Genomic DNA, 15,797 nt, shown 5'->3' with positions numbered 1-15,797 from the left:
AAAGATTTTCCTATCCAAAAACATTGGTTAGGACCTCCAAAGGGTGATTTATGAGATTAATTTAAAAAATATCAAAAAAATTTAAACTCAAATTTAAGAACGCTATTTCACCTACGATAACTGCAGTAACCAAAACAACGGAATCAATAACTAAAACTAAAAAGGTGAATAATCATGGCAAGTTTTGGAGATCTAAACAGAGTAAATACGAATGTGCAGTCACTGGACTCACAGTTATCACTAAACCGAGTAAACCGTGACCTGGCCGACAGCCGTATGCGTATGTCAACCGGTCTTAAAATTAACAAAGCAGAAGACAATGCTGCCGGGTACTCGATTGCAACCAAATTGAAAAGTAGAACAGCCGGACTGGAGCAATCTCTTCAGAACGTAGGCGATGCCAAGTCGGTATTGGACATTGCAGAGTCCAGCTTCGACACCATTATGGACAGCCTCGTTGAGATGAAAGGCCTGGCTACACAGGCTGCTAACGACACGTTAGGCGACACCGAGCGTGGCTACATCGGCGACCAGATCAAAGCCTTGGGCGACGATATCAACGAAATCGCTAACCAAACCGTATTCCAGGACTTCGACCTGCTGAACGGTGCTACCGATGATATGTCCGGTTCATTGTCACTGACTTTCCAGGTGGGTGAGCGAGCTTCCGATACAATTACTACAAACATCGATGCTGTAAACGTTGGCGAGCTGTTTGCTTCCAGTGGAGACGCTTCTCTGGGTGCTACAACAACCGCCGGTGGTGGTGCTGCTGCAGGTGCAGCTATCTCAGCTACTGCAGCTACAACCAGTGGACAAGGAGCATTGAGTTTCGCTACTACAGCAACTTCAGCTGACTTCCGTAGCTTCCTGAGTGCGGTTGACGGTGCGATTGATGAAATGTCGAACCGAGTGAATGACATTGGTATCACTCAGTCTTCTCTTTCTGTACGTGAAGAGACCCTTTCTGAGTCGATCAGCGCTAACGAATCTGCCAAGTCTCGTATCATGGATACCGACTTTGCAAAAGAACAAAGTAAATCTGTTAAGCTTCAGATTCTTCAGCAGACAGCGACTTCATCCCTGGCGCAAGCTAACATGGGACCACAGTCTGTGCTTGGATTCCTCGGATAAGCCGAAATCCAGCAAACAACATAGTGAATCCATATCGCCAGAAAGGGCGGTATGGATTTTTTTTGATAAAGGATGGAAGACTCCGTTTTTTTTCCTATATTTAAGACAATTAACTCTTAAATAAATTTATGTTGTTATCCAAGTCTTGTGTATATGGTTTGAGAGCCAGTTTATACCTTGCCTCAAGAGCAGAGCAGGAGTATACATCTATTCGCGAAATTAGTGAAGAACTGGAAATTTCCTTCCATTTTCTTACGAAGATACTGCAACAGCTTACCGCAGATTCTTTAATGGAATCCTATAAAGGGCCAAATGGAGGAATCCGCCTATCGGAAAAAGGAAAGAAGGCAACTTTGTTAGACGTAGTTATTGCGATAGATGGACCGGGGCTTTTCACACAATGCGCACTTGGCTTGCCGGGATGCGGATCATCGGCTCCCTGTCCATTACACGATAGCTGGCTGACTGTTCGCGAGTCGATTAAGGAAATGCTGGAACGTACAGACTTGAAGCATTTAGCCCGTGAAGGGAGAGCGAATAAGTTTCGCATCACTGCTGATGGATCATTTGCCTGGCAGTAAAAAAATTTAAATTAATAAAAGATAAAATACTCTTAAATATGGTTAATTCAGAAACACTATCACAGAAAACAGTAGGGCAGATTGTTGCCGAAGATTACAGAGCAGCCCAGGTATTCAGATCGTATGGTCTTGATTTTTGCTGTGGCGGAAAAGTATCGCTTGAGAAAGCTTGTACTAAAAAGGGCTTGGATGTAAATAAAATTGAAACCGATCTTAATGCACTTGATTTAGATACCGGCGAAAATCATAATTACAATGACTGGTCGCTGGACTTTCTGGTGGATTACATCGTTAATAATCACCATAGTTTTGTGCGGAAAATGCTGCCGGAAATTGATTTTTATGCTGAAAAAGTAGCCAAGGTTCATGGCGAGAGAGATCCGGAACTACTTGATATTCTTCAGAATGTACGATTGCTTAGAAGTGAAATGCTGGGTCATCTTCAAAAAGAAGAAGAGGAACTGTTTCCCCAGATTAAAGAGCTGGTTCAGGAACAGAAAAAGGGATCGGTAAAAGAGGCTATAGTTGAAGCCCTGGAAGTCGAGCATGATAAGGCCGGCGATTTAATGGCCAAGATCGAAGAACTAACCCAAGGTTTTAATCCGCCGGAGAATGCATGCGCTTCATACCGCGTACTGTTCCAGAACCTGGCAGGCTTCCAGAAGGATTTACACAAGCATGTACATCTGGAGAATAACATTCTCTTTCCAAAAGCTTTGGAACTTGAGCAACGGTTAAATTGATAGATAAGGGTGGTTGGTTTATAAGCCACCCTTTTTCATTCCGCTTCATTCGCTCTTCACAAATGTAGTGTATTGTAGATTGGGGTTGATCGTTTTACCCCTCCGCTAACAAGCAATAAATTAATTCCTATGCAAAATTCTCTACACACTTTTTCTATTCCTGTAATGGGAACAGGCCATTCAATCGATTCACCTATCAGAGTAGCTCCGTATGGCATCAATTCAGTTATCTCAATAGTGGATGATCTGCTGATTGAACGTATCCGAAAGCATTATGCTACTCTTTTTGAGCTTCCCTATGAGAATATTCCTCGGAATGCAGAAGATGGCAGGGCTCGCCGTATTACCGCATACCTTGATCTGGTTCATGAGATTGTGAATCAAAAATTTGAGGATATCAAAAAGCAGCCTTTTTTTCGGAAGAATGAAAAGTCCAGGTATTTTGAAATGCTCCCCGATTCTTCTGATCTCAAGAAAAAGTATCAGAAATTGGTAGAAATGGCTTCAGGATCCACACGCGATTTTATCGCATCAGAGCTTACCGGTGAGATGAGGCCGGGCTCAATAGATGTAAATATTATGTCGAAAGTGGATGGCTTTAGTTTTCCAAAAAGCGGCCAGCCGATGACAGCAGAATACAGCGATGGCAGTGCTGCACTTCGGGGATATGCAAACAGCCAACTTTCCTCCAGTCTTATTCTCTCAGCCGGTTTCAATCCCCGTCTATATAACTACCTGGCTGAGTTCGAAGACTTCTATCGGGATGTAAAAGGACAAATCAAAAAGAAAATTATTCTGAAAGTGAGTGATTTTCGGTCCGCATTGATACAGGGAAAATACCTGGCTAAAAAGGGCTTGGAAATATTTGAATATCGTGTTGAGTCTGGCTTGAACTGTGGGGGACACGCATTCGCCTCCGATGGGTATTTATTGCCGTCCTTACTCAAAGAATTTCGTGAGAAGAAAGAGATGTTGAGTTCTTCCATTCAGCCGTTGATTGATAAGTTTTATGAAGAAGAACGAGGCCGGGAGTTTAGCACTGAATGGGTCGATAACGACCCCAGAATTACCGTGCAGGGGGGAATTGGTACCAGCGGTGAAGCACGGCGGTTACTGCAAGACTTTGAAATGGATGCCACCGGATGGGGAAGTCCGTTTCTGATGGTTCCTGAAGCTACAACGGTAGACGAACCAACTATGCAACTTCTGCAGCAGGCCAAAGAAGAGGACCTGTATTTATCGGGAGTCTCACCCCTGGGTGTTCCTTTCAACAATGTAAAAAATACGGGTTCGGCAAAATGGCATCAAAAGCGAATAGAAAAAGGTAAACCCGGTTCTCAGTGCCCAAAAGGTTTTTTAGAATCCAACACAGAATTTACAGAAAACCCGATTTGCACGGCCTCAACTCAATACCAGTTGCTGAAGATTGACCAGATTAATCAGAGTGAAGTATCTGATGGTTTAAAAGCAAAGCAACGGGAGAAAGTGCTGGATAAAGCTTGTCTTTGTGATCACCTGGGAAATGGAGCTTTAATTACATTGGGAATTTTGAAGCCTAACCGAGCCCCACAAGCGATTTGTCCCGGCCCGAACATTGCATGGTTTAATCGGCAATACAGCCTTCAGGAGATGGTTGCTCATATCTATGGCAAAATTGACTCGTTGGTGCCGGTAGAACGCCCGCACATGTTTGCTAAAGAATTGGTGATGTATGTGGATTATTTTGAGGAGTTGATCAACCAGAGCGAAAGCCCCGCTGACGATCTTAGAAAACTGACTCGCTTTAAGAAAAACCTGGAAGATGGAATGGCATACTGCCTTGAGATTTCAAAGGGGCAGGCTTATGAGCATGAGAATCTTGAATCGATTACCAGGACAGTGGAAGAACAGAGTAAGCGGTTAGGTGAACTCTATGAGTCTTTACAGTCTTCTGCGTTAGTTCTTGCTTAAAAAAAACATTCCCCTATGCCACTAATAACTCGTCTGTTTCTAAAAACCGGGCTGGTTTATTTTTTAGGAGCGTTGCTGGTTGGGATACTTCTTCAGGTTGATGCCCTTGGGGTTCCAAACGTGGTTCCCATGTTCTGGCACATGTTAATGGTGGGGTGGATAACCCAAATTATTATGGGCGTTTCGTTGTGGATGTTTCCGGGCCGGATCAAAGAAGAGAGCTTTCAAAATCAAAAATGGGCGTGGCTTACCTATGGATTTCTGAACCTGGGATTGATCCAGCGGTTTGTCTCTGAACCGATGATTATTCTCTCTGAAGGAGATCATTGGAAGGTTCTGCTCGTTATTTCAGCTATTCTCCAATTTGTGGCTGTACTTTGCTACGTAATTGAAATCTGGCCCCGGGTACTTTCAAAAGCACAACGGCGCAAGAAGAAAAGCTCCCGCTGATATGACACTCCCATCTCGCTTGCTTATCAAGAGCTCACTCGTTTGCCTGATAGTTGGAGCCTTTCTTGGGGCGCTGATGCTAATCAATAAAGCGATGAATATTGACCCTGAAATTTGGGGGCTTCTGCCGGTTCACATCGAGCTGATGATATTTGGCTGGATCATCCAGTTTACACTGGGAGTGGCTTACTGGATTTTGCCCCGATATCTTAAGGGTGAAGCGAGAGGTAATCGCTTTCTTGCTTACCTCATGGTCTTACTCTTTAACCTCGGAATTTGGTTAATGGTTTTTGCTGAATTAACCGAGGCGGGTGATTATATACACCTTGTTGCACGAGGGCTTGAGTTCTCAGCCGTAGTACTATTCATCAGCCTGCATTGGAAAAGAATTATAAGCTTTAACAAAAATAGGCCTTAAAGCTTCTCGATAACACGCTTCAGCATATTCTGTACATCCTTAGCAACATCACCTAATTCTGCGTTTTCAATAGCCTGCATAGACGCAACAGGGTCAACAGCAGATACCTCTACTTCACCGGTTTCATGCTCCTGAACAATTACATTGCATGGAAGCATTAATCCGATATGACCTTCAGCTTGTAGCGCTTTATGGGCATTGGGTGGATTGCAGGCTCCTAAGATCCGGTATTTCCGAAAATCTACGTCCAGTTTCTTTTTGAGTGTTTCCTTAATGTCGATTTCAGTGAGCACACCAAAGCCTTCTTCTTTTAAAACGGCCGTGGTTTTCTCAATTGCATCGTCAAAAGAGAGTTCGAGTTTCTTGCTGAAATGATAAGACATTGTATCTAAGATTTGTGTTCGGATTTATTAATTCAACACGGCTATTGTCACCTTTGGTTCCAGTATGATTTCGGTTTTTACAGACCTGGAAATAAGACACGCTTCTTCGGCTTTTTCCAGAATCCGGTAAGCTTTGTCTTTGGCTTTTTCATCGGTAATTACAAGCCTGGGCTTCAAATAAACCTCTTTGATTGCATATTTGCCATCTACCTTTGCAAGCACACCGGTTGATGGTACATCCAGTGATTCATAGTCGAGTTTAGAATATTCTGCGATCGCAGCAAAAGTAGTCATAAAACAACTGCTTATAGAGGCGACGAAGAGATGCTCCGGAGACCAGGTTCCTTCAATCCCTCCGGGAAATTCTGGTGGAGTGGCCACTTCAATATTGTCGTCGAGTTTATCGGAACTCAATGTTCCAATGCGGTCATGTTCCCATTTCAGGTCCACGTCATACAGGTGCTTGTCAGCCATCATGATTGCTCCAATTTTTGTTCAATAAGTTGTTTTAGCTGTGGCATTTGCACTACTCCCGCTTGTTGCCAAAGCACTTCTCCTTTTCGAAAAAGAATAAGATTTGGGATGCCTCTAACCTGATATCGAATAGCTACGTCAGGATTCCGTTCAGTATCAATTTTGATAATGTTTAACCGATCTCCCATTTCAGATTTCAGTTGTTTTAAAATAGGGGGCATCATTTTACAGGGAGCACACCAATCGGCATAAAAATCAACCAAAACGGGTGTTTCACCTTTTATGATTTCGGAGAATGATTTCTTTTTTGTGTCGTTGCTTTCCATAATTATTTATTTAATCTCGGTAAAATCCGGTTCTTCATATTCTTTAAAGGATGTTTGGTTTTCATCTACGGGGATTCCACAAGATGGCGAAACCATGCAGCCTTTATTGGTAACTGCTTGAAAGAGAAAGAAAGCGGCTAACATCCCGGTTATAATTTCCCTGTCAATAATGGCCAGGGTGGCAAAGAACACAGCAATACCAAGGGCTACCCACCTCATGGCATGCCAGTTTGTGAATAAAATATTTTTACTGCTCATACTTCATAGATAGTCTTTTAATGTGAAGACTATATTAACCTGATTTTGGGAAGGGGAAGAAGTTGTTATAACAAGCACCATCAGGTTGTATTGTGCTTTAAGTAGCAATCGAGAGAAGGGTGGAACTAATTATGGTAAATACTAACAGGCAAGGTCAGGGTTATGCTTTCTTTACTTTGATGCGGTGTTATTATACCGAGATTACCGGTTATTGGAACCAAATTAAATAGCTGCAAGAGAATGGTTTCAAAGGAAAATTCATAAACCCTTCATATAAAAAAGATAATTTTGTCTTAAATAATAAAAGACAACATTGTCTTAAAACGAAATCAGGTTAATTACTATGAATATGTCCAGAATTATAGCGGTTATGAGCTTGCTGATTGCTCTAATAATGAGTGGTTGTGGCGGTGATGGAAATAAACAACCGGAAGCTAAGAAAAAGAATGAAAGCGGCCTTTCTGCTTTCGAACTTGAGCATGGGATAGGTCCGGTTAGCGAGACCATATCTTTAGGAAGTGAAGTGGATATGGAGCTTGCTCAAAAAGGAAAAGAAATTTTTGAGTTAAAGTGCTCTGCCTGCCATAAAGTTAATGAACGATATATCGGGCCTGCTGTAGGAGATGTACTCGAACAACGCTCACCAACCTATGTGATGAATATGATCCTGAATCCTGACGGTATGACCAAAAATCATCCGGAAGCAAAAAAATTACTTCAGGAATATATGAGCCCAATGCCTAATCAGGGACTCTCTCAGGAAGAGGCGCGAGCCATTGTGGAGTTCTTTGCTTCAGATTTAGAATAACAAAACATAAAACCAACCTACCAACCAAATAAAAGTACCATGAAAAATACAAAGCACAGTCATCGGTTCTGGATGCTACCTGCTGTTGCACTGTTAAGCGTTATGCTTTTCGGGTGTAATGGCAACGGAAATTTTAGTTCCAATACGGATGCCGCACAAAAAGTATATGTAGCTCCCGGCGAGCTCGATGAATTCTACGGATTTATGTCTGGAGGATATAACGGGCAGCTTGGAGTGTATGGAATTCCTTCGGGACGTCACATTTTTACCGTACCGGTATTTTCACAAGCAGCCGTTAACGGTTATGGCTACAGTGAAGAAACCAAGGCCATGTTAAATACTACGCATGGGTTTGTACCCTGGGGAGATGCTCACCACCCGGAACTTTCTCAAACCAATGGAGAAACGGACGGACGATGGATTTTCATAAACGAAAATAATACCCCGCGTGTAGCACGTATTGGGCTTGATGAGTTCAAAACACAGGAGATCATTGAGATTCCAAACTCGGCCGGTAACCATGCCTCTGCTTTCGTAACTCCGAATACAGAGTATGTATCAGCCGCTACCCGATTCAGTATCCCCATAGATGCGGATATGAGCAATATGGATGTCTCTATCGACTCGTATAAAGATACCTTCAAAGGAACGCTCTCATTTATCAAAGTTTCTGAAGAAGGTAAAATGAACATTGACTTCCAGATTCTGATGCCCGGTTTTGACTATGATCTATCCCATGCAGGGAAAGGTCCTTCTGATGGATGGGCTTTCTTTACCAGCTACAACAGTGAGCAGGCACATACCTTGTTAGAAATTAACGCTTCTAAAAATGACAAGGATTTCATTGCCGCCATCAACTGGAGAAAAGCGGCTGAGTATGCAAAAGAAGGAAAAGGGAAAATGATGCCCGGTAAGCACGTGCGCAACTATATTGATCACGAAGAAGGCGGCATTGCAAAATCTGAAACCATTAACGAAGTACGTGTCTTAGATCCTCGCGAGCTTGATGGTATTGTTTACTTCCTGCCTACACCAAAATCTCCACACGGTGTTGATGTGGATCCATCCGGGCAGTATATCATTGCCGGTGGTAAGCTTTCAACAGTAATCCCGGTTCACTCTTTCGCAAAAATGATTGACGCTATTGATAGCGAAGATTATGAAGGAGAAGTAATGGGAATTCCTGTATTGAAGTACGATTCCATTCTTCATGGGGAAGTTCAGGATCCCGGTTTAGGGCCTCTGCACACTGAATTTGATGGTAAAGGGTATGCCTACACCACCGCATTCATTTCTTCCGAAGTTGTGAAGTGGGAAATTGAAAGTACTCAGGTAGTTGATCGTATCGATACCTACTACTCGCCGGGTCACTTAATGATTCCGGGTGGCGACAGCCAGAAACCGGATGGTAAGTATCTGGTGGCACTGAACAAGATCACTAAGGATCGCTATTTGCCTACAGGACCGGAAATGTTCCACTCAGCTCAGCTGATTGATATCTCCGGCGATAAGATGCAGCTTCTGCTCGACTTCCCAACCGAAGGAGAGCCACACTATGCCCAGGGTATAGCTGCTGAAAAAGTGATGAAGAGACAGAAACGTTTCTACAAGTTGGAAGATAATACACACCCATACCGTGCAACCACAGAAGCACAGACCCGTGTTGAGCGAGATGGAGATGAAGTGCATGTGTATATGACTACTATCCGAAGCCACTTTAGCCCTGACAACATTGAAGGAATTAAAGTGGGTGATAAAGTCTATTTCCACGTAACCAACCTGGAACAAGACTGGGATGTGCCGCATGGTTTCGCAATTATAGGAGCAAATAATTCTGAATTGCTGATTATGCCGGGTGAAACACTGACCCTAACCTGGGAACCTAAAAAAGTAGGTGTATTCCCATTCTACTGTACAGATTTCTGTTCAGCACTCCACCAGGAGATGCAAGGATACGTACGAGTATCACCAGAAAATTCTGACATTGATTTCAAATACGGAACTGGTAAATAACTTAGCAACCATTATTGCCGGGAAGCTGAACCCTTCCCGGCTTTTTCACTTTCATTTATTATAGAGGCAGTTATGAAATCATCACACAAACTATGGATGGCTGTTGCAGCCCTGTTATTAATCGGTGTTTACCTTGTCCCAATTTGGAGCATAAGCATGGAAGCACCCCAGTACCCGGAAGGGATTGGGATGAACATCACGGTTAACAACATCGAAGGAAAGCAACCTAACGACTTGAAAAATATTAACGGGTTGAACCATTACATAGGGATGAAATCTATTGAGCCGGCATCCATACCCGAATTACAGCTCATGCCCTACATCTTCGGCTTTCTTATTATTTCAGGCTTAATTATTGCAGCAACAGGCAAGCGTACTTTAATCTTGTTTTGGTTAGGGATCTTTATACTGTTAGCCATTGCGGGCCTTGTAGATTTTTACCTTTGGGGATATGATTACGGTCATAACCTGAACCCGGATGCTCCTATAAAAGTACCCGGCATGACTTATCAACCACCATTACTGGGCAGCAAACAATTGTTGAATATCAATGCAACTTCACTGCCGCATCTGGGCTTTTATTTTGCTTTGGTTTCGATGGGCATTGCAGGCTGGGCCTGGTGGAAAAGCGGGGATGATTAAATTTTTTAGAACGAATAGAAATTATTAACTGAGTGAGGTCGGTGATGGAGTTTTTTAAAAAGACGGCAAGAATAATGTTCACAATCGGATTGCTTTTTTTTGCAGCCGGTTGTAGCCAGGAACCCGTAGAAATTCACTATGCAAGTGATGAGTGCTCCCACTGCAAAATGATGATAACGGATAATCAATTTGCTTCACAATTAGTCACAGAAAAGGGAAAAGCACTTAAATTTGATGCTATTGAGTGTATGGCTGCATATCATCAAAACAATGAAAAAAAAGAAGAGTTAAACAGTGCTAAGCTGTGGGTAAGCAATTACGAACAGCCCGGTATGTGGCTGGATGCTACCGAAGCGTCATTTGTAAGAAGTGAAGTCATAAAGAGTCCGATGGGGGCATCATTATTGGCTTTGCCCTCTTATGAGGCTGCCGAAAATCATATTCAAGATAAACCCGGTCGTGTAATAGCCTGGGAAGAGGTTACCCAAATTCGAATGAATAAGGGAATGGGGATGCACAAATAGCATCTTCAAAAAATAAAAGAGGTCATATAATTGAAAGGTATAACATTCATAGCTATAGCAGCTTTACTGGGGCTTTCATCTCCAAAGGCAACGGCACAACCTGTCACGGTTTCTGCCGGCGGGGAAATACCAACGATAGCGGAAGGCTTGAAGCTAACCCAGTCTTATGACACGCTACATATCAAACAAGGCACGTACCTTGAACACAACCTGGTGGTAGATAAACCGATTACGATAATAGGGCATAACCGGCCTGTAATTGACGGAGAGAAGAAGGGATTTATACTGGTGATTACCGCCGACGATGTTACGGTAAAAGGGTTGGAAATTCGAAATACCAGCACCAGCTTTATGGAAGATTATGCGGGAATATTAATCGAAAAAACTAAAAATACTCTTATTGAGGATATTCGACTGATCGACAATTTCTTCGGGATTTACCTGGCTGAAACGGACAAGGCCGTGATCAGGAATAACTATTTTTCTGCCTCAGGGGAAAGAGAGACATCCTCGGGAAATGGTATTCATCTCTGGTATAGTAAAGACACCAAAATTGAAAATAATTATGTCCGTGGCCATCGCGATGGCCTCTATTTTGAGTTTGTGGATGGTGCTTACATCAGAAATAACGTAAGTGAAGATAATATCCGGTACGGAATTCATTTTATGTACTCGGATAATTGCAGTTACCTTGACAATACATTCAGAAATAACGGGGGTGGAGTGGCTGTGATGTACACCTCCAATGTTGAGATTATAGGTAACAGGTTTGAAGATAACTGGGGTTCTTCAGCTTATGGGATGCTTCTAAAGGAAATTAACAGAAGCCGGATTTTGGATAATCATTTTGAAAATAATTCGGTTGGATTATATATAGAGGCAACAAGCCGGAATGAGGTAAAAGGAAACACGTTCAAACAAAATGGATGGGCCATAAAACTAATGGCTAACTCGACGGATAATGTATTCAGCGAGAATAATTTTTTGGCAAACTCCTTTGAGGTATCCACCAACAGCCGCAGAAACTTCAATGAATTTACAGGTAACTACTGGAGCCAATACGAAGGCTATGATCTGGATCGGGATGGAGTAGGAGATGTACCGCACCACCCGGTCAGGTTGTTTACTATTCTTGTTGAGAAACAACCCCAATCCCTGTTACTGTTAAGAAGTTTATTAATCGATATTCTGGATGCAGCTGAAAAAGTAATGCCAGCCTTAACACCGGAAACCCTTATCGATATAAAACCACAAATGGATCAGCTAAAATGATTGAACTACGAGGATTAAAAAAGAAATTTGGCCGGTTAACGGTGCTGGATGATCTCGACCTGGAGATTCCCTCAGGGCAGGCTACCGGTATTGTGGGCCCAAACGGATCCGGTAAAACAACCACTATTAAAAGCATCCTTGGTTTAATTAAACCAACCGAAGGGGATATAAGAATAAATGGTGAGTTGGTAAATAACCGATGGGAGTATCGCGAACAAATTGGGTATATGCCGCAGGTAGCCCGGTATCCCGAGAACATGACGGTGGAAGAGTTATTCAGGTTCATAAAGAATATTCGTGGTTATCAGCCCGTGGCAGATCAGGAGCTTATTGAGCATTTCAGGTTAGGGCCGGAACTCAAAAAAAGAATGAGAACGTTGTCGGGCGGAAATAGGCAAAAAGTGGGAGCCGTGCTCTCCATGATGTATGACCCTGAAATCCTCATATTCGATGAGCCTACGGCAGGGCTCGACCCCCGTTCAAGCGTACAGTTCAAAAAAAAGGTAAGAGAGCTTAAAGAAGTCGGAAAAACCATTTTGCTGACCACTCACATTATGAGTGAAATAGAAGAACTGGCAGACTACCTGATTTTTATAGTTGAAGGAAAAATAAAATACCACGGTCCCATGGCCGACCTATTGAAAAAACACAAAGCACAACGCCTGGAAGGTGCTGTTGCAAAAATGATGGAGGAAGCAGCAGCATGAAAGCACTAACCATTCTAAACTATCAATGGAAAGATCTTATAAGGGGAAAATGGATTTTCGTTTATGCACTGATCTATTTTTTGATCACGGATGCACTGATCAGGTTTGGGGGAGCAGGTCCTAAAGCGTTGCTCAGTATTTCAAACGTAATGCTCTTGTTAATTCCCCTGGTAAGCATGATTTATGGCGCGCTGTACCTTTATCAGTCCCGGGAATTTACCGAACTGCTGCTGGCACAACCCTTAAATCGCAAAACCTTGTTCTGGGGGCTTTACGGTGGGCTCGCAGTACCGCTATCTGCGGCTTTCATTTTGGGTACATTTATCCCCATGCTATACAACGGAATGGTTTTCAGCGAACAGATTATGCCTATTTTGCTCCTGCTCGGGTTAGGGTTAATCCTAACATTACTATTTACCGGAATAGGTTTCTGGCTGGGACTTACTTTTTTTGAAGACCGGATTAAAGGACTCGGGTTTGCATTGGTTGGCTGGCTATTCCTGGCCGTGTTATATGATGGCCTGGTACTGCTGACTATTTTTGTACTGGGAGATTACCCCATCGAAAAACCCATGCTGGCATTAACAATGCTAAACCCCATCGATCTTGCTCGTATTATCGTTTTGCTGGAGTTTGATATATCTGCGCTGATGGGATACACCGGTGCTGTATTTAACCGGTTCTTCGGCAGTTTTTATGGAATGATAACTGCAGCTGCAAGTATGCTTATTTGGGTTGCCCTGCCTTTATGGGGAAGTACCAGAAGGTTCCGAAAAATGGACTTTTGAGATTGTAGCTGATAAGCCATTCATGAAGAAAAAAACCCTTCTCCGCTTCTACACGAAAAAGGGTTTAGTTTTAACTTACTAACCAACCAACAATTAGCTACATCAGAACTGGTATCTGATTGAAAGCATTACATTACGCCCGGCTTCCGGTACATTTCCTATACTGGTATGGGTGTGGTAGTAATCATCCAGCAGGTTGTTGATACTGAGTATTGAAGACAAGCTTCCATTCATCCAGGTACGCTCATATGTAAAATTCAGAATCGCGTACGCTTCCGTTTTATCCTCGTTGGAAGCAGTTTCAGCTATCCGGTTTTGTGCGGCGGCCCATTCCACTTCTGCCATTATCATGTTCTGCTTGTGATGAAAGTGAACAGAATTATTCCCTTTTAAAGGTGGAATGAGAGGCAGGGGCTCATCCAGTGTTTGGTTTTGAGCATAGAGATAAGAAATCCGGTTATCAAAGCTTATTTGATGGCTGATCTTATTAATGCTTCGGATCTCAAAGCCAGAAATGGTGGCATCTCCCACATTTGCATACTGCTTAAACTGGAAGGCAGGGGTACTTACGTTGTCAGCCAGAATGCCGTCTATGTAATTGAAATACTGCTTATGAAACAAAGTTACTGAAAGGGAGTGGCGCTCATTTTCCCAGGTAGTATTCACATCGGCGTTGATGGACCGTTCGGTTTTCAACCAGGGATTTCCATCATAAAAATATCCATCCACATAATTGTAGATATAATGCCCGAACAGCTCCATATGATTCCCCATTCGCTCTGAGTACACCAAGTTGCCCGATATGCTCCATTGGTTATTCATCAGCCACAACAAACTTCCGGAGGCAGATAGTAAGAACTTGTTTCGTGGGGTTAAATCACGGTCATACAGTCCTTCAAAAAAGGAACCGTAATTATCACTATCGGTTCTCAGGCTTTTAAAGCGAACATTTTCTTCGAGTTTAAAGAGCAATGAATTAGAGAGTTCAAAACGGTGACGGAGCCCAAAATTTACCTCATTGGTTTTAACCTCGTCCAGATTATAAATGAACATGTCTTGTACGCCCGGATCCAGGCTGTTCATTTCCATATCACCGTAGGCCTCAGAAGTGTAACTGTTCAGGTACCATTGGGTATTTTTAGGAAGCGAACCGTTGAAGCGGGCCCCAAAAGTGGTGGTTTCACCATACATGGGCATGTGCATTCCCCGCATAACAGGCCGATTGGCAACATCCCGGCTGTAATCATCCATGGTATGCCGAATTGAGTTTGCATACAGCTGAATGGATTTGATCTGATATTTTCGATCGGAAGAAGCAAAGTTAAACTGAATCTGCCCGATATCGGCGAGGGCTTTGGTCGCATCCATCAGCAGGGCAGGGTACCCGATGTCGTAGGCTTTGTCCGTTATATAGCCGGCTTCAATGGAGTGCCTGGATGGGAAGGTATGCCGATAGCTCAGGTTGAGGTTCAGCTTCTCATACTGCGTGTTGTTGATGGTTTGTCTGTTTCCGGCAGTAAAATCCTCAGCTTTTTTGTAACTGCCGGAGAATCGAACGGCATTCCTGCCTGAGGCATCCGAGGTATTACCGGTAATGCTGAAGTTCCTGAACTGATCCGGCATTCGGTAGGTCGCGTTTACTTCCATCGAAAATAAGTTCGACTCCGCTTTCTGAGTAACCAGGTTTACCGTGCTGTTTCCGGTTCCATTTTGAGCAACCCCGGTTCCGCTTTTATCAATTTCCAGCTTAGACAGGTTATTGGTTTCTACATAAGAGGTGATTGGATCCATTTTATCCACACAGGCTTTGAACACCTGCATGCCGTCAATAACCAGGTTCATGCGTTGATCGCTTTGTCCCCGTACTACCGGTTCCCAGCCAAAAGCTCCTCGTTTATTGGTGGACACGCCGTCAATATTATCAAGAAACTCGGCCATTTCCGTTGAGGCTTTTTGGTTGTGATAGGCATGCACATTATTGTCGCCATCCTTATTTGCCACCACCATTAGTTCTTTGGAATCTTTAAATATGGCGGGATTTAGATAAATAACCTCTGTATCAGTACTCAGGTGAACGTGCAGGGCTGAATAACCAACTGCGGTTAATTGAATATGTGCATGCTTATCGGGATTGATACTGAAATAGCCGTCTATATCGGTTACGGTGAGTACGGTTCCATCTTCATCCATAACGTGAGCGCGAATAACCGGCTCATCTGTGATTTTATCAAGCACCCGGACTGCAATTTCTTGTGCGGGAGCCTGTTCAAGACCGATAATAAAGAGGGCGAGAAAGCAAATAATTGTTCTCATGATTTTGGATTTT

The 15,797-nt window shown here is 43.1% G+C and carries 18 protein-coding genes; 13 read left to right on the top strand and 5 right to left on the bottom strand.

Annotated features, from left to right (window positions below):
- Positions 1–174: 174 nt before the first annotated feature.
- From NM125_RS00940 to NM125_RS00915, 6 genes are all read left to right on the top strand, one after another.
- Complete coding sequence (locus tag NM125_RS00940) at positions 175–1,134, top strand: flagellin (protein ID WP_255131939.1); 960 nt, start codon at positions 175–177, stop codon at positions 1,132–1,134.
- Between the two features lie 128 nt (positions 1,135–1,262).
- Positions 1,263–1,715 (top strand): RrF2 family transcriptional regulator, encoded by a 453-nt coding sequence (locus NM125_RS00935; RefSeq protein ID WP_255131937.1) that lies wholly within the window; start codon positions 1,263–1,265, stop codon positions 1,713–1,715.
- A gap of 38 nt (positions 1,716–1,753) precedes the next feature.
- Positions 1,754–2,458 (top strand): iron-sulfur cluster repair di-iron protein, encoded by a 705-nt coding sequence (gene ric, locus NM125_RS00930; RefSeq protein WP_255131936.1) that lies wholly within the window; start codon positions 1,754–1,756, stop codon positions 2,456–2,458.
- Positions 2,459–2,587: 129 nt separating this feature from the next.
- A complete protein-coding gene (locus tag NM125_RS00925; protein WP_255131934.1) occupies positions 2,588–4,408 on the top strand; it encodes a hypothetical protein in 1,821 nt (606 codons plus the stop codon).
- Between the two features lie 15 nt (positions 4,409–4,423).
- Positions 4,424–4,858, top strand: a complete 435-nt coding sequence (locus tag NM125_RS00920) for a hypothetical protein (RefSeq protein ID WP_255131932.1) — start codon at positions 4,424–4,426, stop codon at positions 4,856–4,858.
- Position 4,859: 1 nt separating this feature from the next.
- Positions 4,860–5,276: a cbb3-type cytochrome c oxidase subunit I gene (locus tag NM125_RS00915; RefSeq protein WP_255131929.1), complete on the top strand. Its 417-nt coding sequence runs from the start codon at positions 4,860–4,862 to the stop codon at positions 5,274–5,276.
- Here NM125_RS00915 and NM125_RS00910 read toward each other — a convergent pair.
- The 4 genes from NM125_RS00910 to NM125_RS00895 are packed head-to-tail and all read right to left on the bottom strand — an operon-like array spanning position 5,273 to position 6,717.
- Entirely contained in the window at positions 5,273–5,659 is a 387-nt protein-coding gene (locus NM125_RS00910; RefSeq protein ID WP_255131927.1) for a DUF302 domain-containing protein, read from the bottom strand. The genes NM125_RS00915 and NM125_RS00910 overlap by 4 nt on opposite strands.
- 27 nt (positions 5,660–5,686) lie before the next feature.
- On the bottom strand, positions 5,687–6,136 hold the full coding sequence (locus NM125_RS00905) for an OsmC family protein (RefSeq protein ID WP_255131925.1): 450 nt from the start codon (positions 6,134–6,136) through the stop codon (positions 5,687–5,689).
- Positions 6,133–6,459, bottom strand: coding sequence for a thioredoxin (gene trxA, locus NM125_RS00900; RefSeq protein WP_255131922.1), 327 nt, complete (start codon positions 6,457–6,459; stop codon positions 6,133–6,135). Before trxA ends, NM125_RS00905 begins: the two co-directional genes overlap by 4 nt.
- A 6-nt stretch (positions 6,460–6,465) precedes the next feature.
- The gene (locus tag NM125_RS00895; protein ID WP_255131914.1) at positions 6,466–6,717 is read right to left on the bottom strand and encodes a hypothetical protein; all 252 of its coding nucleotides are present in this window, start codon (positions 6,715–6,717) and stop codon (positions 6,466–6,468) included.
- Between the two features lie 343 nt (positions 6,718–7,060).
- Here NM125_RS00895 and NM125_RS00890 point away from each other — a divergent pair, with 343 nt between their 5' ends.
- The 7 genes from NM125_RS00890 (at position 7,061) to NM125_RS00860 (ending at position 13,471) form a co-directional block, all read left to right on the top strand.
- A complete protein-coding gene (locus tag NM125_RS00890) occupies positions 7,061–7,525 on the top strand; it encodes a c-type cytochrome (protein WP_255131912.1) in 465 nt (154 codons plus the stop codon).
- Positions 7,526–7,564: 39 nt separating this feature from the next.
- The gene (gene nosZ / locus NM125_RS00885; protein WP_255131910.1) at positions 7,565–9,538 is read left to right on the top strand and encodes a Sec-dependent nitrous-oxide reductase; all 1,974 of its coding nucleotides are present in this window, start codon (positions 7,565–7,567) and stop codon (positions 9,536–9,538) included.
- Positions 9,539–9,610: 72 nt separating this feature from the next.
- Entirely contained in the window at positions 9,611–10,180 is a 570-nt protein-coding gene (locus NM125_RS00880) for a hypothetical protein (protein ID WP_255131909.1), read from the top strand.
- Positions 10,181–10,224: 44 nt separating this feature from the next.
- Positions 10,225–10,704, top strand: a complete 480-nt coding sequence (locus NM125_RS00875; RefSeq protein WP_255131907.1) for a nitrous oxide reductase accessory protein NosL — start codon at positions 10,225–10,227, stop codon at positions 10,702–10,704.
- Positions 10,705–10,734: 30 nt separating this feature from the next.
- A complete protein-coding gene (locus tag NM125_RS00870) occupies positions 10,735–11,976 on the top strand; it encodes a nitrous oxide reductase family maturation protein NosD (protein WP_255131906.1) in 1,242 nt (413 codons plus the stop codon).
- Positions 11,973–12,683 (top strand): ABC transporter ATP-binding protein, encoded by a 711-nt coding sequence (locus NM125_RS00865; protein ID WP_255131904.1) that lies wholly within the window; start codon positions 11,973–11,975, stop codon positions 12,681–12,683. The genes NM125_RS00870 and NM125_RS00865 overlap by 4 nt, the downstream gene beginning before the upstream one ends.
- A complete protein-coding gene (locus tag NM125_RS00860; protein ID WP_255131903.1) occupies positions 12,680–13,471 on the top strand; it encodes an ABC transporter permease subunit in 792 nt (263 codons plus the stop codon). The genes NM125_RS00865 and NM125_RS00860 overlap by 4 nt, the downstream gene beginning before the upstream one ends.
- A gap of 102 nt (positions 13,472–13,573) precedes the next feature.
- Here the strand turns inward: NM125_RS00860 and NM125_RS00855 are convergent, their stop codons facing one another.
- On the bottom strand, positions 13,574–15,784 hold the full coding sequence (locus NM125_RS00855) for a TonB-dependent receptor (RefSeq protein ID WP_255131900.1): 2,211 nt from the start codon (positions 15,782–15,784) through the stop codon (positions 13,574–13,576).
- Positions 15,785–15,797: the final 13 nt, after the last annotated feature.

This window comes from Gracilimonas sediminicola, assembly GCF_024320785.1.
Classification (GTDB): Bacteria; Bacteroidota; Rhodothermia; order Balneolales; family Balneolaceae; genus Gracilimonas; species Gracilimonas sediminicola.
The sequence above is the reverse complement of the archived record's forward strand: the minus strand, read 5'-3'. Positions and strand labels throughout refer to the sequence as shown.

Excerpts from the sequence above, each read along its gene's own strand:
- NM125_RS00940 (WP_255131939.1), top strand. The coding sequence starts at position 175 with ATGGCAAGTTTTGGAGATCTAAACAGAGTAAATACGAATGTGCAGTCA.
- NM125_RS00935 (WP_255131937.1), top strand. The coding sequence starts at position 1,263 with ATGTTGTTATCCAAGTCTTGTGTATATGGTTTGAGAGCCAGTTTATAC.
- ric (WP_255131936.1), top strand. The coding sequence starts at position 1,754 with ATGGTTAATTCAGAAACACTATCACAGAAAACAGTAGGGCAGATTGTT.
- NM125_RS00925 (WP_255131934.1), top strand. The coding sequence starts at position 2,588 with ATGCAAAATTCTCTACACACTTTTTCTATTCCTGTAATGGGAACAGGC.
- NM125_RS00920 (WP_255131932.1), top strand. The coding sequence starts at position 4,424 with ATGCCACTAATAACTCGTCTGTTTCTAAAAACCGGGCTGGTTTATTTT.
- NM125_RS00915 (WP_255131929.1), top strand. The coding sequence starts at position 4,860 with ATGACACTCCCATCTCGCTTGCTTATCAAGAGCTCACTCGTTTGCCTG.
- NM125_RS00910 (WP_255131927.1), bottom strand. The coding sequence starts at position 5,659 with ATGTCTTATCATTTCAGCAAGAAACTCGAACTCTCTTTTGACGATGCA.
- NM125_RS00905 (WP_255131925.1), bottom strand. The coding sequence starts at position 6,136 with ATGATGGCTGACAAGCACCTGTATGACGTGGACCTGAAATGGGAACAT.
- trxA (WP_255131922.1), bottom strand. The coding sequence starts at position 6,459 with ATGGAAAGCAACGACACAAAAAAGAAATCATTCTCCGAAATCATAAAA.
- NM125_RS00895 (WP_255131914.1), bottom strand. The coding sequence starts at position 6,717 with ATGAGCAGTAAAAATATTTTATTCACAAACTGGCATGCCATGAGGTGG.
- NM125_RS00890 (WP_255131912.1), top strand. The coding sequence starts at position 7,061 with ATGAATATGTCCAGAATTATAGCGGTTATGAGCTTGCTGATTGCTCTA.
- nosZ (WP_255131910.1), top strand. The coding sequence starts at position 7,565 with ATGAAAAATACAAAGCACAGTCATCGGTTCTGGATGCTACCTGCTGTT.
- NM125_RS00880 (WP_255131909.1), top strand. The coding sequence starts at position 9,611 with ATGAAATCATCACACAAACTATGGATGGCTGTTGCAGCCCTGTTATTA.
- NM125_RS00875 (WP_255131907.1), top strand. The coding sequence starts at position 10,225 with ATGGAGTTTTTTAAAAAGACGGCAAGAATAATGTTCACAATCGGATTG.
- NM125_RS00865 (WP_255131904.1), top strand. The coding sequence starts at position 11,973 with ATGATTGAACTACGAGGATTAAAAAAGAAATTTGGCCGGTTAACGGTG.
- NM125_RS00860 (WP_255131903.1), top strand. The coding sequence starts at position 12,680 with ATGAAAGCACTAACCATTCTAAACTATCAATGGAAAGATCTTATAAGG.
- NM125_RS00855 (WP_255131900.1), bottom strand. The coding sequence starts at position 15,784 with ATGAGAACAATTATTTGCTTTCTCGCCCTCTTTATTATCGGTCTTGAA.